Here is a 25,207-nt window from a genome sequence, read left to right on the forward strand (position 1 = left end):
CGTATGCTGGTTTGACGGTGTATAGCGCCAGTAGGTCTGGTTGGCTTGCACCACCGCAGTAGACAACAAACATGCAGGTGACAGGTACTTGTCTGTCGCCAGAAAAGTAGAGGTTATGGCTAAGGAAGGCGCAATTGAGGTAGAGGGTCGCATCGTCGAGCCTTTGCCAAACGCAATGTTCCGTGTCGAGCTCGACAATGGGCACAAGGTTCTTGCACACATTTCCGGTAAGATGCGTCAGCACTACATCCGCATCCTCCCGGAGGATCGCGTCGTCGTAGAGCTGTCTCCTTATGACCTGACCCGCGGACGCATCGTCTACCGCTACAAGTAAACACAGTCAGCCTCCTCACCCAAGGGCGAAGCATGGTTTTGTCCTGTACACCTCAGGCTACGGTGGCCTGAGCCCGCACTGGTAAGCAACCCAAGGATCCCCGGCACGGTCCGGGCGAAGCGTTGCATGGAGCGGGACGGATGGGGAGAAAACCGCCGTAACAACCCGAAAGGACACGCCTTATGGCACGTCTAGCTGGTGTTGACCTCCCACGCAATAAGCGTATGGAGGTCGCTCTCACCTACATCTACGGCATCGGTCCAACCCGTGCCAAGGAATTGCTAGAAAAGACTGGCATTTCTCCTGACCTGCGCACCGACAACCTGGATGATGAACAGGTTTCGGCACTGCGTGACGCAATTGAAGGCTCCTGGAAGGTAGAGGGTGACCTCCGCCGCCAGGTTCAGGCTGATATTCGTCGCAAGATTGAAATCGGAAGCTACAAGGGTCTGCGCCACCGTCGCGGTCTGCCGGTACGCGGTCAGCGTACGAAGACCAACGCGCGTACTCGTAAGGGCCCGAAGAAGACGATCGCAGGAAAGAAGAAGTAGTTCATGCCTCCAAAGACTCGTTCCGGCGCACGCCGTTCCGGCCGTCGCGTCGTCAAGAAGAATGTGGCTCTGGGCCACGCATACATCAAGTCCACCTTCAACAACACCATCGTCTCGATCACCGATCAGACCGGTGCTGTTATCTCCTGGGCATCCTCCGGCCACGTTGGCTTCAAGGGTTCCCGCAAGTCCACTCCGTTCGCTGCGCAGATGGCCGCTGAAAGCGCCGCACGTAAGGCAATGGACCACGGCATGAAGAAGGTTGACGTATTCGTCAAGGGTCCGGGCTCCGGCCGCGAGACCGCCATCCGTTCCCTGCAGGCTGCAGGCCTCGAGGTTTCCTCGATCACGGATGCAACTCCACAGCCGCACAACGGCTGCCGTCCGACCAAGCGTCGCAAGGTTTAAGGGAAGGAAAGAGGTAAGAAAATGGCTCGTTACACTGGCCCCGCTACCCGCGTATCCCGCCGTCTTCGCGTCGACTTGGTCGGCGGAGACATGGCATTCGAGCGCCGCCCGTACCCTCCGGGACAGGCTGGCCGCAACCGCATCAAGGAATCTGAGTACCTGCTGCAGCTCCAGGAGAAGCAGAAGGCAAAGTACACCTACGGTGTGCTGGAGCGTCAGTTCCGCCGCTACTACACCGAGGCTAACCGCCTCCCAGGCAAGACCGGTGACAACCTGGTCATCCTGCTGGAGACCCGCCTCGACAACGTGGTTTACCGCGCCGGTCTGGCACGCACCCGCCGCCAGGCTCGCCAGCTCGTTTCCCACGGTCACTTCACCGTGAACGGCAAGAACATCAACATCCCGTCCTACCGGGTTACGCAGTACGACATCATCGATGTCCGCCCGCGGTCCCAGAAGATGGAATGGTTCGAAGACGCTCAGGACGCTCTTATCGATGCCAACGTACCGGCATGGTTGCAGGTCGTTCCTGATACGCTGCGCATCCTCGTGCACCAGTTGCCCGAGCGCGCTCAGATCGACATTCCGCTGCAAGAGCAGCTCATCGTCGAGCTTTACTCGAAGTAAACTGTTATACCGCACGGCCCTTCACGGCCACGCGGTCCATCAGGAATCTTCAACCTCAAGATTTTTACCCCCTCTACCGGCGTCAAATAGCGGTCGCCGAAAAGGAGAATTGAAATGCTCATTTCCCAGCGTCCTCAGCTCACCGAGGAATTCATCGACTCGTCTCGTTCCAAGTTCGTTATCGAACCGCTCGAGCCGGGCTTTGGTTACACCCTCGGTAACTCGCTGCGTCGCACCCTGCTGTCGTCCATCCCGGGCGCAGCGGTAACCTCCATCAAGATTGATGGTGTGCTCCACGAGTTCACCACCATCAACGGTGTGAAGGAAGACGTTTCTGAGATCATCTTGAACATCAAGAGCATGGTCCTGTCCTCCGACTTCGATGAGCCGGTGGTTATGTACCTGAGCAAGGAAGGCCCTGGTGATGTCACCGCGGGCGATATCCAGCCGCCGGCTGGCGTGGAGATCCACAATCCGGATCTGCACATCGCTTCGCTGAATGACACCGCTAAGCTGGACATTGAGCTCGTCGTTGAGCGCGGCCGTGGCTACGTCCCGGCTGCCGCAACCTCTGGGGAAATCGGCCGTATTCCAATCGACCAGATCTACTCCCCAGTGCTGAAGGTCTCCTACAAGGTCGAAGCTACTCGTGTTGAGCAGCGCACCGACTTTGACAAGCTGACCATCGACGTCGAAACCAAGAACTCGATTTCCGCCCGCGATGCCCTGGCTTCTGCCGGCGGCACCTTGGTCGAACTGTTCGGCCTGGCACGCGAGCTGAACAACGCAGCCGAAGGCATCGAGATCGGCCCCTCCCCGCAGGAGACCGAGTATATCGCCGCCTACGGCATGCCTATCGAGGACTTGAACTTCTCCGTTCGCTCCTATAACTGCCTGAAGCGTCAGGAAATCCACACCGTCGGCGAGCTTGCAGAATGCACCGAGTCCGACCTGCTGGATATCCGCAACTTCGGTCAGAAGTCGATTAATGAGGTAAAGATCAAGCTGGCTAACTTGGGCCTTGCTCTGAAGGACACCCCTGAGGACTTCGACCCCACCCAGCTCGAGGGCTACGACGCAGAAACCGGTGACTTCAAGGACCCGGCTGCGGACGATTCCGAGTAAAGAATCACCCTGAACTGCGGCACTCGTTGCCGCGCGCTCAACTTTTACCGCACACGAGGAGTAAACAATGCCTACCCCGAAGAAGGGTGCCCGTCTCGGTGGCTCCGCCAAGCAGCAAGCTCACATGCTGAGCAACTTGGCAGCTAGCCTGATCGAGCACGGCGCCATCAAGACCACCGATGCCAAGGCGAAGGTTCTTCGCCCGTACGTCGAAAAGATCATCACCAAGGCTAAGTCCGGCACCATTGCTGACCGCCGCGCAGTGCTGAAGCTCATCCCGCGCAAGGATGTTGTTTCCCACCTGTTCGACGAGGTTGCACCGAAGTTTGAGAACCGTGAGGGTGGCTACACCCGCACCATCAAGCTGGACAACCGCACCGGTGATAACGCCCCGATGTCCCAGATCTCCCTCGTTCTTGAGGAGACCGTGACCTCCGAGGCTAACCGCGCTACCCGCGCTGCCGCTTCCAAGGCCGCTGAGGCTGAAGAAGCTCAGGCAGACGAGGCTGCAGAGACCGAGGCTCCGGCCGAGGACACCGCAGCTGAGAACACCTCTGCTGAGGAGTCCGAGGAGAAGTAATCTCCCTCGGCCACTGAATCCGCGTCGGCCCTAACGCCGCGCGTGGATTGCACCGACTACTCGCAGCAGTAGCGCACAATCGCCGCCTTCCCATACTCTTTACGAAGAGAGACGGGAAGGCGGCTTTTGTCGTTTTCCCTCAGCCCCTGCGCCGCGACCTCCTGGGCCTCGGTATTTTAGTGTGACTATGAGCCGGTTTCGTCGCGCATCCACCCGCGCATCCACCCGCGCAACCTCTTATGCGCATCCTCCACTGCGATAACTGAGCAATTACGGCCCTCAGATATTGCATTTTCTGCTCAAAACGAATAGGGGAGGTGTAGCAGGAGAAGTTGCACATTTCGGGAACCCGCCGCCGCCTCCGGTAGCATTAGGTCCACCATGACTGAAGCAGCACCGATCGCAGATGAGGGACCAGCGGAAGGATTCGTTCGGCTCCGGTTAGACCTGGCCTATGACGGCACCGATTTCCACGGCTGGGCTAAGCAAAAGGGCGGACTGCGTACCGTCCAGGGCGTGCTCGAGGAGCAGCTGGCCATGATCGCGCGCACGGAGGTGCCGCTGACGGTGGCCGGACGTACGGATGCGGGCGTCCATGCCCGCGGGCAGGTGGCGCACGTGGACGTACCGCAAGAGATGTTGGAACAACGGTCCGTAGGAGGCGATCCGGGAAAGTTAGTGCGCAGGCTTGCCAAGCTGTTGCCGGAAGACGTCCGGGTGCACGGCTGCGAGGTGGCGCCGGAAGGTTTTGATGCCCGATTTTCTGCGCTGCGTAGGCACTACGTGTACCGGATAACCACCAGCCCGCGGGGTGCGCTGCCGACGCGGGCGCGCGATACGGCCGAATGGTTCAAACCGGTAGACATCGATGCCATGCAGGATGCGGCCAACGCGCTGGTAGGCCTGCACGATTTTGCGGCCTTTTGCAAGGCCAAGCCGAATGCCACCACCATTCGAGAATTACAGGAATTTAGCTGGCAGGATGTCTCGACACCGGAAGAACCGCAGCTCTTTGAAGCCCGGGTGACCGCGGACGCCTTCTGCTGGTCGATGGTGCGCTCTTTGGTGGGCTGTTGCTTAAGCGTTGGGGAAGGCCGCATGGACGTCGACTTTGCCGCGGCATTGCTTCAGGAAACCAAGCGCTCCTCTCGCATTCCCGTAGCACCGGCGAGGGGCTTGTCCTTAGTACAAGTGGATTACCCGGAGGCGGGCGACATGTCCGCGCGCGCGCATATGACGAGGGAAAAGCGCACGACCTTGTGAAAACACGCTGCCAAGTGGCAGGGCCGTGGAGCCTACGCTAGCCTGAGGTCTGGGTTTATTTAGACTTTCGGGGAATTTTCGGGGGGAAATTCATGGCACGTCCATTGCCAACGACGAAGGCCCAAGTCTCGGGCCATAAATTTTTGCGCCGCCGCGTGGAACACGGGCTCGTATTGGGCGATACGCGCATGATCCATGATCCGCTAGCCCGCCGCCGCAAGGCGATGATATTCGGCGGGGTAGGCGTGGCCTTTTTGGCCGTCGGTTCTGGGCTTTTAGCCTGGTTGCAGCCGAGCCCGCAGCCAGGGGACGCGCCCATCGTGCGCTCGGAACAGGGCCAGCTCTTCGTGGATGTCAACGATACGTACCACCCCGTTTACAACCTCTCTTCCGCGCGGATCATCGCCGGCGAGGCGGCCGAGGCGCAGACCATTGGGGACGAGCATTTACGCGAGGCCTCGTTGGGCACTCCCGTGGGGATTTCGGATGCGCCCGGCTATTTGGCCGCACCGGGCGAGACCCCGCAGCGCTCGTGGGCGGCGTGCCTTGCCGGACACGATGAGCAGCCTGCCGATAACCCCACCAGCATCGATAGCCAACAGGTGGCCCAAGAAGAGGTCATCGTGGTAGCGGATCCGCCGCAGGAGGGCTTTGGGGAGGAGCGTGCTGCGCTCGCAGAAACGGATGGCACGCAGTGGCTGCTCACCGCGGACGGGCGGGTGCGTTTACCCGATGCGCAGAGCACGGAGGGCCGGGTCATCCGCCGCGGGATTGGCATCGACGGGAGCACCCATGCCTGGCCCGTTCCCGCGGAATTGCTCAATGCCTTTGCGGAGCAGCCGCCGCTGACGTTTCCCGATCCGCTGCCGGACATCATGGATACCGGGCAGGATCAGTGGGCCCGGACGGACGACGGCGTCGCCGAGCTTTCCGCCACCCAGGCTGACATGCTGGTTAGCTACGGCGCGACGCGCAAAGAAGCCTCACCACGAGAGATAGGCGCGCTTGCCGATTCCCCCTTAAACTTCCGCCTGCCCGCCACCACCTTCGACTTCGTTGACCCAGGTGAGGGCTGGATGTGCGCCGATAGCAACGGTGGGGCAGCGATGGTGACTGAGAACCCCGGGACGGTAGCGCTCGCAGGTGAGGGCATAGCGGATCGCTTCGGTGGGCTATCGGCAGGAGGAGTTGGTGTGGATACCGGGCATGGCTATCACGTTGTCTCGCCGACGGGGCAGCGCCATGCGGTGGACAATAAGGAACTCTTGGAGGCCCTCGGCACCGGTATCGGGGCGGAGGTTCCGTGGGAAATCATCCGGCTACTGCCAGAAGCCTCGCGCTTGGACCGGGACGAAGCTCTGCAGGTCAGCCGCTAGGCCGACTTGGCTCGGCGTAGCCCGCGGGCAACCGTCAGGCCGGTCAGCAGCAGGACTAACCCGCCGATCACCCACCCGGTACGGCTCGCCGCTGGGGAGTGTTCGTCTTTGGCGGGTTGGATGGTCAGATCGCGCGCGGGTGCGGCATATTCGCCATCGATATGGGTCAGGGCGGCGAGCGGGTCGATGAAACCGTTGCCGGGCTCGCCGGCAGAGAGGAGACGTTGGCGTATATCGGCGGCGCTGGCGTCTGGGTAGCGCTCGGCTAATAAGGCGGCGGTGCCGCTAACCACCGGAGCCGCGAACGAGGTGCCATGAAACTGCGCCAGGGAATCCTGTTGGTTCTTCCCGTCTGCCCAGCCACCGGCGGGATTAAGCGCTAAAGGGACGAAGCCGTGGGCGGATAATTGTGGGCCATCGGCAGGCGTGAGGGAGTACTCCGCCAGCGCGTGGGCATCCTCTTGGGCGCTAATGGATAATACGGTCGGTGAATCAGCGGGAAAGACGTGATCGCCTTCTTCGCAGGTGCCGGAGGAAATATTGCCGGAGGCTGCGATGACTACCGCGCCGGCATCTTCCGCGTGGCCGAGCGCCTCATCCAAGCGGGAGCTATCGATGCGCTGCGCGGTCTTCGCTGGAACGCAGGACACGACGGAAATATTGATGACCTGGGCGTTGTCCTCCACGGCATGATCGATGGCGCTGGCCAATGTGTCGAGCGAGCCGGTAGTGCTGTCCTCGTCGGACTCGCCGGCCGTGCCATCGTATTGGCGATAATGCGCGCTGGTTTGGCGGATGGCGCGGATCTCAGATCGCGGGGCGATGCCAATATCGTGCCCGGCAATGATGCCGGCTACAACGGTGCCGTGCAGGTCGCAATCCCGGTGCGGATCCGGTTCTTCCGGAGTGACTAGGTCCGCGCCTGCGGTGAGATTCGGCAGCTGATCGTGGTGGGCAACGCCGGTATCGATGACGGCTACCTTAATGCCCTCGCCCGTGGCAAAGGAATGCAGCTGGGAGCGGTAGGCGCGCTGATCCTCGGAAGGTTCTGGCGCTAGGGGAGAAGGATGCGCGGTGGCGCATTCCCGGTCCGGTTCCCGCGCGCCCGCGATGGGAGCTGCTGCGATGAAGCCGCCGGTTTCGGCGAGGACACACGCGGTGAGGGCACAAGCAGCAAGCCTTGAACTGCCGCTGAAACCAGGTAGTACGGAAGAACGACGCGAGCGATTGTGGTGCATTATCCTAGCCCCCGAATGAGCTCGAAGATCCCGGCGAGGTGCGCGGCAAGCGGCAGGCAGGCGGCGATGGTCAGGGACTCGATGCGTTCGAACCAGGCGATGGTTGTTGGTTCCACCTCGCTCATTTTGGCCGTCCACAGTGGTGCGCTTAACATCGCGGCAAGCAGGAGGGCGGCGACCGCCGTCGGCGCCCAAGCGCCGGCAAGCCCATTGGTGGCAATCGCATGCACGGCGCACAAGCAGGCGGTGAGGCAGGCAACCATAGCGACGAGCATGAGAGCCCAGCTGGCAAGCACGCGCCCGTGACGCGCGGCGTGCATGACCACCGTTCCGGCAACAGAGACGCAGAGCGCTTGGACGAAGCCGAGCCCGGTTAAACCGGTGCCGAAGAGCACGGCTATGCGAGAACCGATGGAAGCGTCTCCCGCCTCGTTCACGGTCCCGTCCGTGGCCACGAGGGTGCCGGTGCCGGTGAAACTGAGCGCGATAAGGGCCGGGATGAGGCAGAGCGCGATTGCGCAGCAGATGCCCTCGTAGGCGTACCCGGCGCGGGTGGCGCGATCGTCCACATCGGGCTGGAGTTCATCCGATACGGCGAGGTCTTGGCCTGCGGTGGGCAATTGCGGCACCTTGAGTCCCGCGGTGGCGATGGTCAGCGCGGGGGCGGTGGCAAGCACAATGACGCCTGCGATAACGGTGCCCGCGGCCGCTGCGGTGCCGTGGCTCGTGCCGATGCCCGAATTCCCACTGAGCCCAGGAAGCAGGTAGCTCACGGCCGCAATGAGCACTAGCCCGGCGATGGTGAGCACACCGGAGGTAATGCGTACCGTGCTTAACCGGGTGAGGTGGCAGGCCAATAACGCCGCGAGGAGGGTGGCGCTGGTGCTGAGGGCGGCATAGGGGGCATCGGCAAGCGCGGGCGAAATAAGCGCCCACCCGCTCGCCGCCCCTGCCGCCAGGGTGAGCATGACAAGCGATAGCGCCCGCGTCCACAGCGCGAGCACGAAGGCCGCGATGGCGAGCCCGGCGCAGGCCACCGCCGGAAGTGAGAGCACCCAGGCCACGGCGAAGGCCGCGGCAAGCCCAGTCCACGCCCAGACGATGGGAATGGCGGAGGTGGTGTCGTCGCGGCTTTGGGCGGCGAGGGATTCGGCCGCATCGCGGATTACGGGCGCGGGCCGCTCCTCGCGCGGGGAGAGCACCAGGATGGAGCCTTCCGCAAGCGGCGTGGCGGCAAGCGGTGCGGTGAGGTCGATGGTGCGCCCGGATGCCGTGCTGGCGCGCCAGGGTGAGTCGATCGCGGGTGCATCGACAAGATCGGTAAGTTCTGCCATGAGCTCGCCGAGGCTGGAGCTTAATGGCAATGCCACGTCTGCTTCCTTGTGGAAGGAGTCTGCGTGGATGCGGATGGTAAGGCGCAGGTGATGCGCCGTTGGAGCGGTCATAATTCCCCCGAATTGTCTAAAGATTGTGGGCGTCCCCCTTGCCCAATGCCACATATTGTGGCTTACTGGTGGCGTCGTGTCCACCGCAGCGCGGGGAATCTTGGCAGGGGGCCAAGAGCGCTAAGCGTGTGGATCGGGGGAGGATTTTACCCATGCTTGGGATCGGGGAAACCCACATCGTGGAGCCATTGTCCATGCCGCTTCGGGACGCGCCACCGCCGCTTCCCACCGGCACCATCGAGGCAGAGGAAGTTCCGGAAGCGGTGCGCCCACAGCCGGTGCTGCTGGTGCGCCTGCTGCTGCCCATCGTGATGATCGCCGCCATGCTGGGCATGGTGGCGTTGATGGTGCTGGGCGCGGGCGATTCGCGGCATATCAGCCCGGTATCCTTGATGTTTCCGCTGATGATGCTGGCCAGCATGGCCATGATGTTTGGGCCGCACAATAGCGGGCAGGACCCGGATGAAACCCGGCGGACTTACTTGCGCCACATTAAGGCGCTGCGGGAAAAGGCCCTGGATAATGCCGGTGCGCAGCGCGCACACGAGCTGTATCGGCACCCGGATCCGGCGGGGTTGGAACCGCTGGTGGGATCGCGGCGCATGTGGGAGCGCGGGCCTGATGATCCGGATGCCTTGGAGGTGCGCGTGGGCACTGGGCCCACCACGTTGTGCACGCCCATCAACGTGCCTGATTCTGGTGCGACCGAGGACCTGGACCCGGTCTGTGCGGTGAGCATGCGCCAGGCCATCAAGGCGGTGGGCACCGTGCCCGATATGCCGGTGGTGATCCAATTGCAGGCCTTTAGGTTTTTATCCTTTACCGGCAATAATGCCCGCGATACGGTGCGCGCCCTCGTCATGCAACTAGCCCTGGCGCACGGCCCCGAGACCATCGGGATCGAGGCCATCGGCGGCGATTGGGAGTGGCTGAAATGGCTGCCGCACACCCGGGAGCCGGACAAGGCGCGGTTTCGCATTGTGCTTGTCGATGCCCTCCTGACCACCGGCACCGAAGACTTCTTCCACGGCGATTCTTATACCACCGTCATTGAGGTAGATGGTGCGCCGTCGTCTGCGTTGAGCCTGCGCGCGGAACAAGAAGGCCTGTGCCTCGTCGCGGCGGATACCCTGCAGGCGGTCACGGCCGCGGGCGTGGAAGAACTGGGTACACCCGATAGTTTAGGTACTGCCTCGGCCACGATTATGGCCCGCCGGATGGCGGTCTTTCGCCGCCCCGATAGCACCTCTGGGCGCCGGGGCAATGATTTGCTGGGGCTGCTTGGTTACAGCGGCGTGGATGAGTTGGCAGCTAGCGGCATGTGGCACGGGCGCGATGGCGCCTCGCGGCTCATGGTGCCCATTGGCATCGATTCAATCGGGCAGCCGGTGACCGTGGATCTCAAAGAATCCGCGCACGGCGGAATGGGGCCGCACGGCCTGTGCATCGGGGCGACGGGCAGCGGTAATAAGGAATGTGGGTTTGGGGTACAATAGGGCATATGACAGCGACTACATCACAGCGTGCGGCGATTTACGCACGTATTTCGTTGGATAAGCAGGAAGAAGCCGGTGTGAAACGGCAAATTCACCTCGCCACTAAGCAGGCTGAGGCTGACGAGGCTAAGGTGGTCGCCACCTACGTGGACAACAACATCTCCGCCTTCTCTGGCGACCCTCGCCCTGATTACAACAAGCTTATTCACGCCATCGAGAACCACGAGATTGACGTTGTTTACGTCTACGCACTCGATAGGCTGACCCGTCGCACCAAAGACACATTGGCGCTCTTTGAGTTGTGCGAGAAGTACAACGTCACCGTCAAAGCGAACCGTGGCTACAACATTGACCCTTCAGACCCTGCATCGCGGCTCACTATCGTGATTCTTGGTCTGATTGCTGAGCAGGAGTCTATTGATCGTGCTGCACGTATCCGAGCTGCCTACGAAGACCGGGCCCGGACAGGGCGGCCTAAGACAGGCGGGCGGCGTATGTTCGGCTACGAGGCTGACGCTGAGACCATCATCGACGAAGAGGCCAAGGCTATTCTCGACGCCGCCGCGATGGTCATTGCTGGAAAGACTCTGCGCGAAACCGTGCGCGAGGTCTTTCATGCACGCAGTCTTACTGCGACTTCAGGCAGGCCTATGTCGGCGCCAACGCTGCGAGACATTTTACTCAACCCACGCGTGCGCGGCTTGAGTACGTTCAACCCAACTGACCCGGATACGGGGAAACGTCTTGTTAAAGATCGCAAAATCATTGGTAAAGGCAACTGGTCTGCGATTATCGACGAGGTTACAGGTGAAAAGCTCGATGCAATCTTGCGCGACCCGTCGCGGCGGCTCTCACATAGCGGTAACGCACCGCGCTATTTCCTCGCTTCTGTCCTGACCTGCACCTGCGGAGAACCGATGTATTCGCGTAGTCGGCGGAACACGGATGGTAAACCTCGTCGTTTCTATACCTGCAAGCGCTCTGAGCCGGGCGGTACCCATGTCTCTATCGGTGCTGAGGTTGATGATCTTATCGAAGCTGTCATTCTTAAACGCATGGAGCAACCTGACGCCGTGGATGCGTTGCGTAAGGCCTTGGCACCAGAGAACAACACCCTTACCGAACGACTCCAAGAACTTTCAGGACGGCGAAACGCGCTGTTGGCCAAGCGTGAGCAGATTGAAAATTCTGCTATCGATGAAGAGATTGACATGCCAACATTCGTGCGAATGTCAAAGAAAATTGAAGCTCAGATTGCAGGTCTTGATGGAAAAATGCGTGAACTAACGACCAGTCATGCTGCTGACCCCCTTGCTGTAGAACTTGTCGACGTGCCGGACTTTGCCAAGTGGTGGGGCGGTGCCTCTGTTGAGGATAAGCGACGGCTGACTCGGCTGCTAATGGAAATTCGCATCCTGCCTGGCAAGCCTGGCGCTAAGAAATTCGACCCGCACCGCGTGAAGATCACCTGGCTACAGTAGCTGTCTGTGAAGCGCTTCTCCGAGGGAGTGCTGCGAGAGCTGGCAACCAATCTGTCCACGTTCCTCGGGGGCGACACCGCTCAACCGTAGCGTTTGGGAAAAATTAGACACGACTCTCGCAGCCTCGCATGTCGAGCGCTGGAAAGAATATCTTAACTGTCTGATATCGTTAATTTTTTAATTGGGTTACACTTCTCCGCTACAGTGGAGTTACATTCTCGACCTCCTGCCAACAGCGATGGCGGGAAGATTGGCGGTAGTAAATTGCGCACTTCCATCAAAGGCGGAGAAAGATGCGGATTTGTACATGAACAAATTCGGAAAATGTGCATAAAAGACACTGCTACCCTCAGCCTAGGTATGCAAATTCTGGAGCTTTCACAGTAAAAGGTGATCCGATTTAATATGTTGGGCGAAACTCTTCTTTTTACAACTTACTTCCTCGCTCGAGAGTCTGACCTTGAACAATTCCATAAACAGTATTTAAAAAGAGTGGATAAGGCTCGAGATATCACAGAGATACTCTATGTAACTGACGAAATTACACATGGGGGAGACGGAGTAATTCGCGAAGTCATGATGCAAGATTTCCGTAGGGATATGCGAGACTTTGGCACTTACCCATTTGATGAATCTGAATGGGGTTTGTATAGCCTTTCATGTGTGGCTAAAGACGTTGACGAACCCGCGATGGAAGGGGCTGGTGTCTCTCGGCTATGGCGTGATTTGGCATTAGGTGAAGAGACAGTACCTAGGGAATTTACCAGTCATGTAAAAGCCGTTAATGTGTCGAGCGATGGCAGAGGGTTCCCTCTGGGATCTATTTGTGCTTGATTGTGATCCGGAAATTCAACGGAATATCCATATGATAAATGCCGTCACCTCTTGATTAAGGCAGAGGGTGTATCAGTGTGGTACACCCTATTGTTACGCCAGTCTGAGGAAGAATGTTTCCTGTAAAATAGGGCCGTTCCTAGCATTGTTTTACACATGTCTAGCGGGGTCTAGGCCTTATGTTTACAGAAAGTGGCGAGTGTGGTGTTATCGTCTGACGGTTTCCATATTGAAGGTCATATTGATGAAGTGCCCGCGTTGGCGCGGGTGAAAGATCTGCATGGTGGGTTGTCGTCGGGGCAGCAGGCGTTGGGCAGGATTGTGCAAGCCTTGCTTGCTGACGCTGATGGTCTCGACGGGGCACAGTTGTCTGACTTGGCGCGGGTGGTTGAGTCGTATCGTGATGCGGTTGTCGCTCAGGAGAATGCTGCCTTTGAACCCTCGCGGGGCGAAGACTAATGGCCAAAAGCTCTGGTTCGCATGGGCAGCGGGTGGGCTATATCCGTGTCTCGACGGTAGAGCAGAATAATCAGCGCCAGAAAGAACTGCTCAATGCTTCCGGCAGGATTGACCGGTTCTTTGAAGATAAGATTTCCGGCCGCACCAAGACTGCCCGCCCTGGGCTTGTCGAGTGCATGGCGTATGTGCGCGACGGTGACGAACTCGTCGTGTCGTCGATTGATCGCCTCGCCCGTTCACTTACGGATCTGCGCGGCATTGTTGATGAACTCACCAACAAGGGTGTGACTGTTACTTTCCTGCATGAGAATCTTGTCTTTGCGAAAGACACCACAGATCCGCGTGCGGATTTAATGCTCGGTATTCTCGGTAGCTTCGCGGAGTTTGAACGGGCCATTATCCGCGAGCGCCAAGCAGAGGGGATTGCGCTGGCCAAAAAGGCCGGAAAGTACAAAGGCCGCAAACCCGCTCTAAGCCCGCAGCAGGTGGCGGAGATTAAGCGGCGTGCATTGGCGGGGGAGTCGAAAACAGCCTTGGCGCGGGAATTCGGAGTTACCCGACCCACGGTGTATCGGGCGTTGAAAAACGCCTAGATACGGCGGGGAGTGCGGGTGAATATACTCCCCACAGTATGTGCCGTATGGCAGGACATATGTGTAGGCATATGGTAAGACATACGCTTTACCATATGTCTGTCCATATGTAGTTCTACCTGCTGCTTTCCGTTCAAACCCGACGCCGGTTCCGAGAAAGCTGGAATTGGCGATGTGATTATGGCACCACAGTTGGGACCTGGCCAATGGTTGCTTTCGCAGGCGATTATCTTCTTCCGCTCGGACACGCCACCGCGTTGTGTGACGTGAAAGTAGTGTTGATCAAAATATCGCTGCGCCAGCGGGGTGCCAGCGCAGCGATATGCAGAAATACGGACGAGGATTAGTCGTCCTTCAGGCCGCCGATAACCTCGTTGGCCTTGTCCTTGATGCCGTCGGCAGCGTCGGACAGCTTGTCCTTAGCCTCGGAGGTGACCTGGTCGGCCTTGCCCTCGTTAGCTACGTCCTCGTTGCCGGTAGCTTCGCCGTAGGCTTCCTTTGCCTTGCCTACGAGGCCGTCCTTCTTGTTTTCCAAATCGCCCATAATCACTCCTTTGGGGTAGTCAGTCGATAACTAATACCCATAATACGCTCCTCTTTTAGTGCAGGCAAGAGAAGAACTTTCGGCACACCGCGGTGTGTTTAGCCGTAAAGAGAGACACCATAGATCTAAAAGCCACATGATGAAACATATGGCATAGCGCATGTTCCGCCATATGGCACGGCACACGCTATGACATCTGCCAAAGCAAATGTCCGCTCGCGTGCAGTTCTACCTGCGCGTTCACATGCTCATCCCCAGCATGTAGGCGCGGAAATTGACGGATCCAGGTACAGCTACGGGTAGCTCTGTGCGCGTTTTCCCTCGTGGGCGGCTTTTATAAAGGCAGGGGTGGAATCATGCTTCTAGGTCTCGTCAGGTGTGGCTGCTAGCGTTAGTGCTGGTTCACAATCACACCCCGCTGGGTGTGGGCGTGACTTCCTCGTCGGTGCGCGGTAAGGCCCGCGCGTGACGTGGGCTGTCCCGCGCGCCCTTTTTCAGGCGAGCGGACAACCCTACGACGCAAGGGAGGTAGACAATGGGTAAGCACTCATTGGATACACCCGGTCGCACAAGAAAAGACCTTGATGCCACCAAGCTTGACTGGCTAGATGTGGCTACCAAGGTCATAGTTCTTGCGACCGTAATCGTGAAGCTCGTTACCGCGATGCTTCACGTGGGTCTTTAGGCCCGAGGGTCTCAACCGAGTACCAGTCGGTTGGGGCCCTTTTTATTGTGCAGCCGCAATTCAAAGATGAACTGTGCTGTCACTTTTTAGGCTAATGCGCGCGCTACAGTTTCGCAATACTCCCGCCCTAGGCCCGTACCCCCCCTTTCTCTGCTGTGGGCAGGAATCTGCGTAGTCGTTCTCCCACCTCTGTGAGCCCGCGAGGCCCATCATATGGTATACCATATGTCCACCCGCATGGACTGCCATGGTTAGTGTTCGCGCTGGTGGGCGTCTATATTTCGCGGAGAAGCAGCGGGGCGGAGTGGCTTGTACGCCAGGTGTTGGTGGCGCGGAATGCTTGACCTTGACGCAAAATCTGGCGGCCAATTTCGCCGCGCTTGAAACCGAAGAGGGCGTGAAGCATGTTCACCGGGGCGGTCGCATCGGCTACTGCTGCGTGCGCGTCCGGATTGTCCAGTCCCAGGCGGTGAAGAACTCGTCCTCGTCATTATCTCCGCCGGTCATGCGGTCGACCTCAGCAACGATCATTTTTGAGTCAAACGGGGCGTTGCGGACAAATAGCTGCATACTGTCAATGTTGAAGTGTCCCGCCTCATTTAGGAGTATCTAACTAGACACTTTTGAATGAGCCCATAACCATCGGTCTTTTGTTAGTCTTTAATTGGCTCTCCCTAAGAGCTTGAAATTTTATCTTCTTTCATGAAAGGTGGCTTAGTCCATTGAAATCTCTTGTTTCTCGATTCGTACCCGCCGCAACTATGGCGGCAGCTGCTCTCGTTGGGGTGGTTGCTGTAAACGGTCCAGCGTATGCTGCGGAATCGGTTTCTACTGCAGATCCCGTATCTTCTGACCAGAAAGAGCGAGGTGATTTTTGGTTTGAATCAGCGGATGGGATTCGTAGCTTTAACGCTGATGGCAATGTCCTCGTTCCTAAAGTTCTTGATGGTGATCAAATCAAGATCGAAGGAAATATTATTAATACTTATGACACGCAGGGGAACCTCGTGGCGAGTATCAAAGCAGATCTTCCGGAGGGCGTTGTTCTGAAGTACACCGACGGAGTAATTTACGCGGGTAACGAGAGTGGACAAGCTGCGCGTTGCATCAGCAACAAGTGGGTAAGTTTGGGTATTAATGCCACTGCCGATGCATTGGTCTGTGCCCCGTTCGGCGCCGCTACTGGTACTGTTGGCGGTTGGGGATGTGGCGCTGCTGTAGGTGCAGGTATTACTGCAGCCAGCTGCTAGCGTATCGGTTCTGAGACGGAGGCTTAAAGGAATGAATAAAATATCCGGCAGGACTATTGTAAAGACCCCGACGGGATTGCGGGTTCCTCTATTTCTCTACGCAGTATCAATTGCGGTTTTAATTGCTGCCGGATCTGCTACTACAATGTACAAATTGAGCTTCCCATGGTGGGTTTGGGCTGCAGAGGCTTTGATCCTTCTACCTATCGTTTATATGATTTCTCGTGATCTGACTACCGCTGATGGTTCCGAAGGCTATGCGGTTGTCAGCAAACCGAAGGTTATTGGATTCGCTACAATTTCAGCGATCGTGATTGTCCTGTTGATTATGCTTGCCGTACTATAAGGATATGCGACAGAAGGGGATGCGGAAAACTCTTCAAGATTTCGTCCGCATCCCCTTTTTGCTACTTAATTCCGCAAGTCCAAGGAAGTGCGACTCCAGCCACAGGTGGACACATTCCTATCTTGGCTATTGCGGGATCATTCAACGGAGATGTGAACGAACTCGAATTCGGGAATGTATCAGCTAACGCCGTAGGAGCAATAGCGGCTGATGCCAAGATGGTGGTTATCGCTACACCTAGACGATTGACTTTCTTCAAAATTTCTCTTTTCACTTTGAAAGTGACGTTGGTGGAAGTCGTGAATGCGCTATTAGGGAGAAATCATACCCTTAAGCACTGATCTTTAGAGTACAGAATTTTTTAAACGTCGACATTTAATGTGCCACAGTCTATTTACCTTGCAATGTAAAAGAACTGAAGGAATTTTTAATTTTAATTGCGAGGTTTTGGTGGCAACCAAATCTATTGATTTGGGCGGCAGCCCAACGAGCCGCAAGGCGAGGCGGGAGCATAAACCGTAACCCGTAGTGAACGGTTTTGTTGGTTGATCGGCTGGGGATATAGATTTACAGGGATATAGTTATAAGCCACCTGGGAAAACAGGTAAACTGAAGTGCCCCGGGTTTTGTTCCTAGGCATTTGCCTTGATTTCCATTATTTCTTGGGCCGGGTTGGTTTCCCAAAACTCTGACTCAACCTCAGCTGGCGTGCGATAGCCGAGACTTTGGTGAAGCCGTACCTCGTTCCACCAATTAACCCATTCAAACGTCGCGATCTCCACGTCAACCACGCTGTCCCACGACCGCCGATGAATCAGCTCATTTTTGTAGGAACCGTTGACGTTTTCGGCCAAAGCATTGTCATAGGAATCTCCTACTGTCCCGGTAGAGGCAGCAATTCCATACTCAGCCAGCCGTTCGTTGTAGACAATGCTGACGTACTGTGAGCCATGATCTGAATGATGAATCAGCCCCGTTGTTTCCTTCGCGCTGACAATCGCCTGATTAAGCGCCTGCAGCGGCAGCGCCTCGGTACGCATTGAATCAGATAGTGCCCACCCGACGATCCTTCGGGAGAACACGTCGGTAACAAAAGCGGTGTACACGAATCCTTTTCTAGTGCGCACATAAGTAATATCGGCCACCCACAATCGGGCCGGTGCCGGGGCGTTGAACTTGCGATTAACTAAATCAGGACGCAGATCTGGTCCCTTCGGCTTGCGGGTAGTAATAGGAGACTTACCTTTACCTTTGCCTCTGACTCCAGCAAGACGCATCAGGCGTGCGGTCTGCTCACGGCCAATGTCGATTCCTTCACGGCGCAGAGTATGCCACATCTTACGGATGCCGTAGACGCCAAAATTTTCTTCATGGACCTCGGCGATGTGCGCGACTAGAGCAGCGTCACGAAGACTGCGGGCACTCATACCACGGGCTTTTGATTGGCGGTATCCACGGGACGTGATGAAACCGCCAACACGGTGGGTGTTTAACGTCTCGCAAATGAACTCGATGGAGAAACGATCCCGATACTCATCGATGAACCGGATCATTTCCGACGTTTTGGGTCGAGTTCCGACGCGAAAAAAGCCGAGGCAGCCTTCAGTAGCTCATTGGTGTCGCGTAGCTCTTGATTTTCACGGCGTAGCCTCGCGTTTTCCGCGGCCAAGTCTTCAGGCACAGGTTCTGGGATGCTTCCCGCACGACGGGCCTGCTGGGTCCACTGACGAGCCGTGTGCCATGAAACCCCCAACTTTGGAGCTACTGCCTTGCACGCGGCTTGCATCGACATATTTTCCGCCAAGATACGGTCCTCTACAAGACGGACCACACGGTCCTTCGCATCCTGGTCAAATTTTCTTGGCATATTCCAGATTTTCCCATCTACTCAGACGGAACAAAACCTGGGACACTTCAAACCCGCAGGTAAAACTCTGTGTATAAGCGCCTTTATGTGTCAACTTATGCGCAGGCGTGTGTCAACTTATGCGCAGGCTCTTTTTCTGTGTGTCAACTTATGCGCAGGCGTGTGTCAACTTATGCGCAGTAGTCTCATGTGGGTTTCCGTATGGGTAAATCAGCGCAGTCGTATTTTGCGTGAGGGTAAATCTGTGCAAGCTGTTTGGGGTAAAAAGAAAGCGACCTAGAGGGACGCTAGTCTTCCGCGTTCGGCTTAGTCGAGTTCGGGGCGGGGCGGTTTCTGCTGAACTGATGGGGCAGTCCTCGTGACCGTCACTCCGTCAGTCTTGCCATATGTCTTGCCATATGGCGGGACATATGTTATATGCGTATGCTTTGCCATATGCTAAAGCATACGCCTAGTAATATGTAGTCTTACCTGCTCTTTTGTACGTCTAGCTAGGGTGTTGGGTGGTGAAATCGACAGACTTAAGGGCGGCTACGAGTGTCTCTGTGTGCATATTTTGCCTCATGAGCGGCTTTTATAAAGGCAGGGGTGGAATCATACTTCTAGGTCTCGTCAGGGGTGGCTGCTAGCGTTAGTGCTGGTTCACAATCACGCCCCGCTACTTGTGGTGGGGTGTGGGCGTGACTTCCTCGTCGGTGCGCGGTAAGGCCCGCGCGTGACGTGGGCTGTCCCGCGCGCCCTTTTTCAGGCGAGCGGACAACCCTACGACGCAAGGGGAGGTAGACAATAGGTAAGCACTCATTGGATACACCCGGTCGCAAAAGAAAAGACCTTGACGCCACGAAGCTTAGCTGGCTCGATGTGGCAATCAAGGTCATAACACTTGCGACCGTAACAGTGAAGCTCATTGCAGTTGTGCTTCACGTGGGTCTTTAGGCCCGAGGGTCTCAACGAGTGGCCGCTCGTTGGGGCCCTTTTTATTGTGCAGCGATGGTTCAGGGACGAACCATGCTGTCATGTCTTAGGCTAATTGGCGCGCGAAGGTTTCGCAATACTCCCACACTGAGTACCCATGTCTCTTCTCCTGCTTAGGTATTCATTCCTGCCACATCAGTTGGCTGCGTTCTCTGCCCTCAGGGTGTGTTAGCGTTATTCCCGTAAGATCCTGATGCGCAAAACGCACAGTCTCAGTAGGAAGTCTGAGCGATAACACTAGCTAGTGCTATCCGTCGCTTTAGCTCTTGCTCTCATGAGAGCTAAAGAATCCAGCGTCGTCAGGTCCGCTTTAGCGTACCTGGAGACAACTATGCCTGCTCAATTCACCCTTTTCCACGATGGTCAATTTTGGTGCGGAGTCTACGAGACTTCCAGCAACAACCAACTCCGCGCCGTCCGAGTAGTTTTCGGTCCAGAACCTAATAATGCCGAACTCTATGAGTGGTTACTCGTCAACGGTTCCTCCCTAGTCAAACGGGCCCATCGTTCCGTACCTATACCTGGCACTATTGAAGCGCCACAGCGAGGAAATCCCAAACGCCTGCAGCGGAAAGTCAATAAGGAGCAACGCAAGACCTCAGGTGTGTCTTCGAAAGCCCAAGAAGCAACAAAATTAAATTTCGAATTAGCTAACGCAAACAAGAAGAAAGCTTCGCGGATCGCTCGGCGCGAAGAAGCACAACGGAAATTTCAGATCCGTGCCGCTAAAAAGAAGGCCAAACATAAAGGCAAGTAGTCGAAGACATCAAAGCGAAGTTGCCATACTGCGGGAGTAAAGCTGTGTAGCCGCCTATCAAGCTATACGCAGTCGTCAGGCCTGCCGTATGGCGCAACATATGTCCCGCCATATGCCTAAACATATGCTTTAGCATATGTTTAATTACATATAGTTCTACCTGCATTTATATAGTCCTACCGAGAAATAAGAATCACTCCGCGAGAGGGATACGAGCGTTCTCCACTACGCGCATAAAGTAGAAAAGCAGGTCCCTGAGGGCGCTTTTAGGATTGGAGGAGATTTCTTCGAAAACGGGAAAACTTCCCGCGCGGTTGGTTTTATTTTGAATAATGGCGCTATGGACATGGACAAGGTACAGAAGATAAAAATCGGAGTTTTGCTCGCCTTGGCGGTTGCCTCTTTAGTACTCCTCGTTTTGTGGCTGACTGATGTAATAGGGCTCGGCTTAGCGGTTGTTCTCGTTATTGTTCTGACTGCTGCTTCTGTGGGAGTGCGTGTGCGGGCAGAAAACGCAGGGCGCAAGCCGGAGTAAGCGAGATACCGCAGTGGTAGTAGATGCGCCCCCTTTTTTCTTCTACAACTACCACAAGACGCGGGGCATGGGCGCGGCTCCTTCACCGGTACCGCCTACCCGCACCGGCCCGCGTGACATATCTCGCCATATGGCGGGACGTATGTTTAGGCATATATTATAGCGTATGTTCCGCCATAGGGCCTAACCCTGACGTGTCCACTGTCCGGGGGTTAGGCCCGCGTTCACAACGTCGCGGGAAGTACGCGCCCGAACCATCGATAGGCTCGAGACGAATGCTAGTAGAGCACGGCAGTCATCGGGGAGTTGTTAATTATGGCTGTCTTGGCTTCTAACTCAGCATGTGAAGGGGAAACCTCGATAGGGGAGCTCTTACATCTAATTTTCGTATCATGGAAAATACGATAACTAAATCCAACCGTAACCGTCCCACCATCCCTCACTAACGCTTTGTTTCTTCCCCAGTGACAATTGCTTACGATCCCATCGCACTCAACACGCGGGAACGTAAAAATCTTGTGGAACCACCAGCTCACCCAAGTTGGTTTGAAAACCGTGCGGATTTCGCGGCAGTCCACAAAGTTCTCTACGTTTTTATCGTCTTTCAACTCTAGGTACCCTTTCTCAACAGGAATGGTCGAAGCACTCACATCAGCTACACTGACCAAAGCAGCATAGCTAACCCCCGATGTGTCCACTGTCCGGGGTCAGGCCCGTGGTTGTTGTGGGGTGTTTTGGTGGCAACCAAATCTATTGATTTGGGCGGCAGCCCAACGAGCCGCAAGGCGAGGCGGGAGCAAGAACCGCACCCCGTAGTGAACGGTTTGTTGGTTGATCGACTGAGGATATAGATCTACAGGGATATAGTTATAAGCCACCTGGGAAAATAGATAAACCAGCAGGTGAACCCCTGTGGATAACTAGCTCTGTATGCGTAAATCTGCGCACGCGTGAGGGTAAATATGCGCAGCCCGACCAGCAAGAGGGAAAGCACCCCGAGGGGTGCTGCCTTTGTTTGTCTTGTTTGGGGTTAGTCGTTGAGAACGATCGAGACTGGAGGGCCGTAGAGCGATGCTTGGCGTAGGTCGATCGTGGAGTAAAACTCGTATTCCTTGTTCAGCGTGGCGTCTGCGAGGTTGCCTCTTACTGCGGCGTCCTACTCCCCGCTATAGCGTGCCAAGATGAACCCGGTTGCGCATGCCCAGGCTTCGGCGCGAGTGCTGAAGCATGGAGTGGTGAAGTACTCCTCATTGGTGGTGGGGTTGAAAATAACTTGCTGTCGTCACAGTGGTCTTCTCTCTCGGTGTGACTCTTTTAGTGTATGAGCGCTGTGTGCATACCCCTGGTGGGCTGAGGAGTATAGGTGACTGCGAGAAAGGACTGCGCTCGCGCCCTAACGTTTTGAACGCGCTCTGTTGCTCATACTGGTCAGGCAATGCGCCGGCGCATTGCCTGACACAAGCGACCTGCTATCTGGTCACCGGTGTTCATACTCTCTGACCATGGCCTATGGTCGCTGGCGCGCCTAGTTTCATGGTACAAAGCCCTAGGCGACTGGCCTCAGGGCTACAAGCCTTGCAGCGCGCCTCGGCTGCCTATGCATGAGAACGAAACTCCTGGAGCGTCCAGGAAAGACGCACTCCGGAGCGTTCCTCGCCGAGACAGACCCGTACAGTGTCATTAGTTCGCCGGTGGTTTGCCCCAGTCAGGGCGCTTGGTTAGGTGCCACGACCCGCACGAGGGCATTCGTAGATCCGCAGCGGCCCTGCCCGTCGCGACCGTTTCAGTGCTACATGCACGGCGTCATCATAGTGCTCGTGTTCGCGTTTACCAGTTTCGGAGCACAGTACGCGTTCGACTGGCGGCTTCTTCGACCTCCTCCGATGGTGCTTCATCACACAATGATTCTAAACTTCAGGTGTAACTGGCTCCTGTAGGTGACTGATGATGGTGGCAGCAACTACGAGCGCTGCGGCACCGAAGACTCCACCGGCGACCGCGACGGCTGTGTGGAAGCCTGTGAGGAACGCTCCACTGGCGACCATTCCGCCGAGGACTGCGACGCCGACGACGCTGCCGGTCTGGCGGGCGGCATTGATGACTCCTCCTGCGATGCCGACATGTTCCGGCGGGGCCGAGTCCACTGCGGCCGAGGTCGCGGCCGGCATCGCGAAGGCCATCCCGAATCCAGCCGTGAAGGTCAACACCGCGACCACCACGTAAGGGGTTTCTGCGGTGAGCAGCACGAGGCTGCTGAAGCCGATCGTGCCGACTACCAGGCCGGTGAGCATGGTGGGGAACGCGCCCCACCGGGCGACGGCACGGCCGCCCAGCGGTGACGCGACCACGGCGCTGCACGCCTGTGGTGCCAGCGCGAGGCCTGCCAGCCACGGCTCGTATCCCAGGTACTGCTGGAAGAAGAGGGAGAGCACGAAGAGTTGTCCGAAGAAGCTGATGTTGAGCGCGAGCCCTACCATTGCGGCCACGGAGAACCGGGCACGAGTGAACAAGGCCATCGGCAGCATTGGGTCCGGGTGTCGTCGCTCTGCGATGATGAACAGGGCGAGGAAGACGCCCCCGGCGATCAGCACGGCTACCTGCCAGGGTGACCATCCGTGTTCGCCTGCGGTGATGACTGCATAGGTTACTGCCACCAGCGTGAGCATGGAGAGCACCTGTCCGGGTAGGTCCACCCGTCTCGCGCGACCGCTCGTGAGCGCGGGAATTGCCCACAAGGTGAGCAGACAGCCGATAGCGACGATGGGGAGGTTGACCCAGAACACCGCCCGCCACCCGATCGTCGACACCAGCGCTCCGCCCAGGACCGGTCCGATCGCGGCGGCAACACCTCCTGCGCCGCCCCACAGCCCGATGGCGCGTGCTCGTTCCTTCGGATCGTCGTACACAGCCGACAGCAATGCCAGAGAGCCCGGCACGATCGCTGCCGCGCCCACGCCCTGGACGGCGCGACCAGCGACGAGGAACCCGCCTGTGGGAGCCAGGGCACACACGGCCGAGAGCACAGCAAAGACCACCAGGCCAGCGAGGTAGACCCTGCGGGCCCCGAGACGGTCGCATGCGGCCCCAGCTGTGAGAAGGAGCGCGGCGAACACGAGGGTGTAAGCGTCGACGACCCACTGCAGTGAGCCCACGGTCGTGTCGAGGTCAGTGCCGATCTCGGCGAGGGCGACATTGACGATGGTCGTATCGAGCATGACGATGAAGAAACCGAGGAGGGTCGCGACCAGCGCCGTGCGCCGATGCGCGGTCATACGCGAGACTCCAGCGAAGCCTCGGCGGGCGGGTGGCCGAAGTAGGTGCGCTTGCTCAGGTCTTGATCCCAGGTCCGGTAGGACCGGTCCAGCAGTGTCGGCAGCACCAGATCGAACAGGCGCCAGGACGCGGCGAAGTGCATGTCCCGGATCTCCCTGGCCGTCTCTCCCCCGGTGAGCGCGAGGAGTTGCTGGGCGACGAGGGGGCCCTCGTCGAGCCAACCCAGGTTGCGGTCAACGCGTTCCCAGTAGAAGTCCTCATCGTAGTGCCCGCGTAGCCGTTGGCGGTCCCCGTTCATCGCGATCGCTCCCTTCGTCTCCTGATGCAATGAATCTGGTGAGTTCAGACTACGCCAGCGATTGTTCGGTCGTCACCGAACAGTTCCGGGTGCATACTGGAGGCATGGTTGCGCGCGTGTTTCCTGAAGCGGTCCCGGATATCTCGACAGTCGCGTCGGCTCTGGCTGACTCGTCGCGGGCGGCCATGTGTGCTGCGCTCATGGACGGGCGGGCCTGGACGGTTGGTGAACTGGGCAGGTACGCGGGCCTGGCCCGGTCGACGGCGAGCGAGCATGTTGACGTGCTCGTCACCCACGGTCTCGTCCACGACATTCGGCAGGGCCGGCACCGCTACATTCGCCTGGCCGGGGAAGATATCGCACGAGTGGTCGAGAGCCTTGGCGTGGTCGCCCGCTCGCCCCTGCCCACTCCTCACAGCCTCAGCGCGTCACGGGCGAATGCGAACCTACGTGAAGGCCGCACCTGTTATCAGCACCTCGCCGGTAAGCTCGGGGTGCGCCTGGCTGAACAACTAGAAGAGCACGAGTTCATCGACTCGCACTGTCAGGTCACTAATCAAGGTCATCGCTTGTTCATACAGTGGGGTGTGCCCCCGAAGATGCTCGACACTGGCAGGTCGTGCATGGACTCCACCGAACGCCGCTTCCACCTCGCCGGCCCTCTCGGCACGGGAATCTGCAAGACTCTGCTGGATAAGGAATGGCTTTCCCGCAGGGGTCGTACCCGGGCCGTGCGTCTCACTCCCGCCGGGCGGGCAGCGCTCAACGACGCGGGGATCTCCCTCAATTGCCCGACAGCCGTCCCTGAGGGCTGAAGTCGTTCTTTGGCACCGACGTGACCTTTCGGACGATCGAAAGCCGGTCGGA

25 protein-coding genes are annotated in these 25,207 nt (G+C 57.8%); 18 read left to right on the forward strand and 7 right to left on the reverse strand.

Annotation, left to right across the window (positions count from 1 at the left end):
• Window positions 1-115: 115 nt before the first annotated feature.
• From infA to eccB, 8 genes are all read left to right on the forward strand, one after another.
• Window positions 116-334 (forward strand): translation initiation factor IF-1, encoded by a 219-nt coding sequence (infA, locus tag ACLI1Q_RS02180; protein ID WP_003854422.1) that lies wholly within the window; start codon window positions 116-118, stop codon window positions 332-334.
• Between the two features lie 182 nt (window positions 335-516).
• Complete coding sequence (rpsM, locus tag ACLI1Q_RS02185; RefSeq protein WP_023025213.1) at window positions 517-885, forward strand: 30S ribosomal protein S13; 369 nt, start codon at window positions 517-519, stop codon at window positions 883-885.
• Window positions 886-888: 3 nt separating this feature from the next.
• Window positions 889-1,293, forward strand: coding sequence for a 30S ribosomal protein S11 (gene rpsK / locus ACLI1Q_RS02190; protein ID WP_005277076.1), 405 nt, complete (start codon window positions 889-891; stop codon window positions 1,291-1,293).
• Between the two features lie 21 nt (window positions 1,294-1,314).
• Window positions 1,315-1,920 (forward strand): 30S ribosomal protein S4, encoded by a 606-nt coding sequence (gene rpsD / locus ACLI1Q_RS02195; RefSeq protein WP_023016758.1) that lies wholly within the window; start codon window positions 1,315-1,317, stop codon window positions 1,918-1,920.
• Between the two features lie 114 nt (window positions 1,921-2,034).
• Complete coding sequence (locus tag ACLI1Q_RS02200; protein WP_239269086.1) at window positions 2,035-3,045, forward strand: DNA-directed RNA polymerase subunit alpha; 1,011 nt, start codon at window positions 2,035-2,037, stop codon at window positions 3,043-3,045.
• Between the two features lie 67 nt (window positions 3,046-3,112).
• Window positions 3,113-3,625 (forward strand): 50S ribosomal protein L17, encoded by a 513-nt coding sequence (rplQ, locus tag ACLI1Q_RS02205; protein ID WP_005277082.1) that lies wholly within the window; start codon window positions 3,113-3,115, stop codon window positions 3,623-3,625.
• 381 nt (window positions 3,626-4,006) lie between these two features.
• Window positions 4,007-4,888, forward strand: a complete 882-nt coding sequence (gene truA, locus ACLI1Q_RS02210) for a tRNA pseudouridine(38-40) synthase TruA (protein ID WP_239269084.1) — start codon at window positions 4,007-4,009, stop codon at window positions 4,886-4,888.
• 92 nt (window positions 4,889-4,980) lie between these two features.
• A complete protein-coding gene (gene eccB / locus ACLI1Q_RS02215) occupies window positions 4,981-6,264 on the forward strand; it encodes a type VII secretion protein EccB (protein ID WP_239269082.1) in 1,284 nt (427 codons plus the stop codon).
• Here the strand turns inward: eccB and ACLI1Q_RS02220 are convergent.
• The gene (locus tag ACLI1Q_RS02220) at window positions 6,261-7,502 is read right to left on the reverse strand and encodes a S8 family serine peptidase (protein WP_239269080.1); all 1,242 of its coding nucleotides are present in this window, start codon (window positions 7,500-7,502) and stop codon (window positions 6,261-6,263) included. The two genes, eccB and ACLI1Q_RS02220, sit on opposite strands and share 4 nt — an antisense overlap.
• On the reverse strand, window positions 7,502-8,947 hold the full coding sequence (locus tag ACLI1Q_RS02225; protein WP_239275519.1) for a type VII secretion integral membrane protein EccD: 1,446 nt from the start codon (window positions 8,945-8,947) through the stop codon (window positions 7,502-7,504). Before ACLI1Q_RS02225 ends, ACLI1Q_RS02220 begins: the two co-directional genes overlap by 1 nt.
• Before the next feature lie 152 nt (window positions 8,948-9,099).
• Here ACLI1Q_RS02225 and ACLI1Q_RS02230 point away from each other — a divergent pair, with 152 nt between their 5' ends.
• The 5 genes from ACLI1Q_RS02230 (at window position 9,100) to ACLI1Q_RS02250 (ending at window position 13,810) form a co-directional block, all read left to right on the forward strand.
• Window positions 9,100-10,443, forward strand: coding sequence for a cell division protein FtsK (locus ACLI1Q_RS02230; protein WP_411697051.1), 1,344 nt, complete (start codon window positions 9,100-9,102; stop codon window positions 10,441-10,443).
• A complete protein-coding gene (locus tag ACLI1Q_RS02235) occupies window positions 10,422-11,924 on the forward strand; it encodes a recombinase family protein (protein WP_046202906.1) in 1,503 nt (500 codons plus the stop codon). Before ACLI1Q_RS02230 ends, ACLI1Q_RS02235 begins: the two co-directional genes overlap by 22 nt.
• A gap of 405 nt (window positions 11,925-12,329) precedes the next feature.
• On the forward strand, window positions 12,330-12,758 hold the full coding sequence (locus ACLI1Q_RS02240) for a hypothetical protein (protein ID WP_248100326.1): 429 nt from the start codon (window positions 12,330-12,332) through the stop codon (window positions 12,756-12,758).
• Window positions 12,759-12,959: 201 nt separating this feature from the next.
• Window positions 12,960-13,217 (forward strand): hypothetical protein, encoded by a 258-nt coding sequence (locus ACLI1Q_RS02245; RefSeq protein ID WP_302518515.1) that lies wholly within the window; start codon window positions 12,960-12,962, stop codon window positions 13,215-13,217.
• Complete coding sequence (locus tag ACLI1Q_RS02250; protein WP_239208482.1) at window positions 13,217-13,810, forward strand: recombinase family protein; 594 nt, start codon at window positions 13,217-13,219, stop codon at window positions 13,808-13,810. Before ACLI1Q_RS02245 ends, ACLI1Q_RS02250 begins: the two co-directional genes overlap by 1 nt.
• Window positions 13,811-14,153: 343 nt before the next feature.
• Here the strand turns inward: ACLI1Q_RS02250 and ACLI1Q_RS02255 are convergent, their stop codons facing one another.
• Window positions 14,154-14,354 carry a CsbD family protein gene (locus ACLI1Q_RS02255; protein WP_250413150.1) on the reverse strand — a complete coding sequence of 67 codons (201 nt, stop codon included), beginning with the start codon at window positions 14,352-14,354 and terminating at the stop codon, window positions 14,154-14,156.
• A gap of 1,114 nt (window positions 14,355-15,468) precedes the next feature.
• Window positions 15,469-15,609 (reverse strand): hypothetical protein, encoded by a 141-nt coding sequence (locus tag ACLI1Q_RS02260; protein ID WP_023022044.1) that lies wholly within the window; start codon window positions 15,607-15,609, stop codon window positions 15,469-15,471.
• Window positions 15,610-15,761: 152 nt separating this feature from the next.
• On the opposite strand from ACLI1Q_RS02260, the gene ACLI1Q_RS02265 reads away from it, so the two are divergent.
• Both ACLI1Q_RS02265 and ACLI1Q_RS02270 read left to right on the forward strand, forming a co-directional pair.
• Window positions 15,762-16,289 (forward strand): hypothetical protein, encoded by a 528-nt coding sequence (locus tag ACLI1Q_RS02265; RefSeq protein WP_232212625.1) that lies wholly within the window; start codon window positions 15,762-15,764, stop codon window positions 16,287-16,289.
• Window positions 16,290-16,320: 31 nt separating this feature from the next.
• Window positions 16,321-16,635 carry a hypothetical protein gene (locus ACLI1Q_RS02270; protein WP_023022042.1) on the forward strand — a complete coding sequence of 105 codons (315 nt, stop codon included), beginning with the start codon at window positions 16,321-16,323 and terminating at the stop codon, window positions 16,633-16,635.
• Between the two features lie 632 nt (window positions 16,636-17,267).
• Here ACLI1Q_RS02270 and ACLI1Q_RS02275 read toward each other — a convergent pair.
• Window positions 17,268-18,502, reverse strand: a protein-coding gene (locus ACLI1Q_RS02275) for an IS3 family transposase (protein WP_167315507.1) whose coding sequence is annotated in 2 segments (ribosomal slippage) — window positions 17,268-18,214 and window positions 18,214-18,502 — 1,236 coding nt in all. Because the reading frame shifts where the segments join, the coding sequence is not laid out codon by codon here.
• 1,306 nt (window positions 18,503-19,808) lie between these two features.
• Between ACLI1Q_RS02275 and ACLI1Q_RS02280 the strand changes: the two genes are divergently transcribed.
• On the forward strand, window positions 19,809-20,234 hold the full coding sequence (locus ACLI1Q_RS02280; protein WP_302518507.1) for a YjdF family protein: 426 nt from the start codon (window positions 19,809-19,811) through the stop codon (window positions 20,232-20,234).
• 340 nt (window positions 20,235-20,574) lie between these two features.
• Entirely contained in the window at window positions 20,575-20,769 is a 195-nt protein-coding gene (locus tag ACLI1Q_RS02285) for a hypothetical protein (RefSeq protein WP_232221025.1), read from the forward strand.
• A gap of 1,907 nt (window positions 20,770-22,676) precedes the next feature.
• Here ACLI1Q_RS02285 and ACLI1Q_RS02290 read toward each other — a convergent pair.
• Window positions 22,677-24,041 carry an MFS transporter gene (locus ACLI1Q_RS02290; protein WP_302518503.1) on the reverse strand — a complete coding sequence of 455 codons (1,365 nt, stop codon included), beginning with the start codon at window positions 24,039-24,041 and terminating at the stop codon, window positions 22,677-22,679.
• Window positions 24,038-24,340, reverse strand: coding sequence for a hypothetical protein (locus tag ACLI1Q_RS02295; RefSeq protein WP_197712571.1), 303 nt, complete (start codon window positions 24,338-24,340; stop codon window positions 24,038-24,040). Before ACLI1Q_RS02295 ends, ACLI1Q_RS02290 begins: the two co-directional genes overlap by 4 nt.
• Window positions 24,341-24,369: 29 nt before the next feature.
• On the opposite strand from ACLI1Q_RS02295, the gene ACLI1Q_RS02300 reads away from it, so the two are divergent.
• Window positions 24,370-25,155 carry an ArsR/SmtB family transcription factor gene (locus ACLI1Q_RS02300; RefSeq protein WP_302518496.1) on the forward strand — a complete coding sequence of 262 codons (786 nt, stop codon included), beginning with the start codon at window positions 24,370-24,372 and terminating at the stop codon, window positions 25,153-25,155.
• The last annotated feature ends 52 nt before the right edge of the window (window positions 25,156-25,207 follow it).

The organism is Corynebacterium limaceinasi, from assembly GCF_046717465.1.
Taxonomy (GTDB): domain Bacteria; phylum Actinomycetota; class Actinomycetes; order Mycobacteriales; family Mycobacteriaceae; genus Corynebacterium.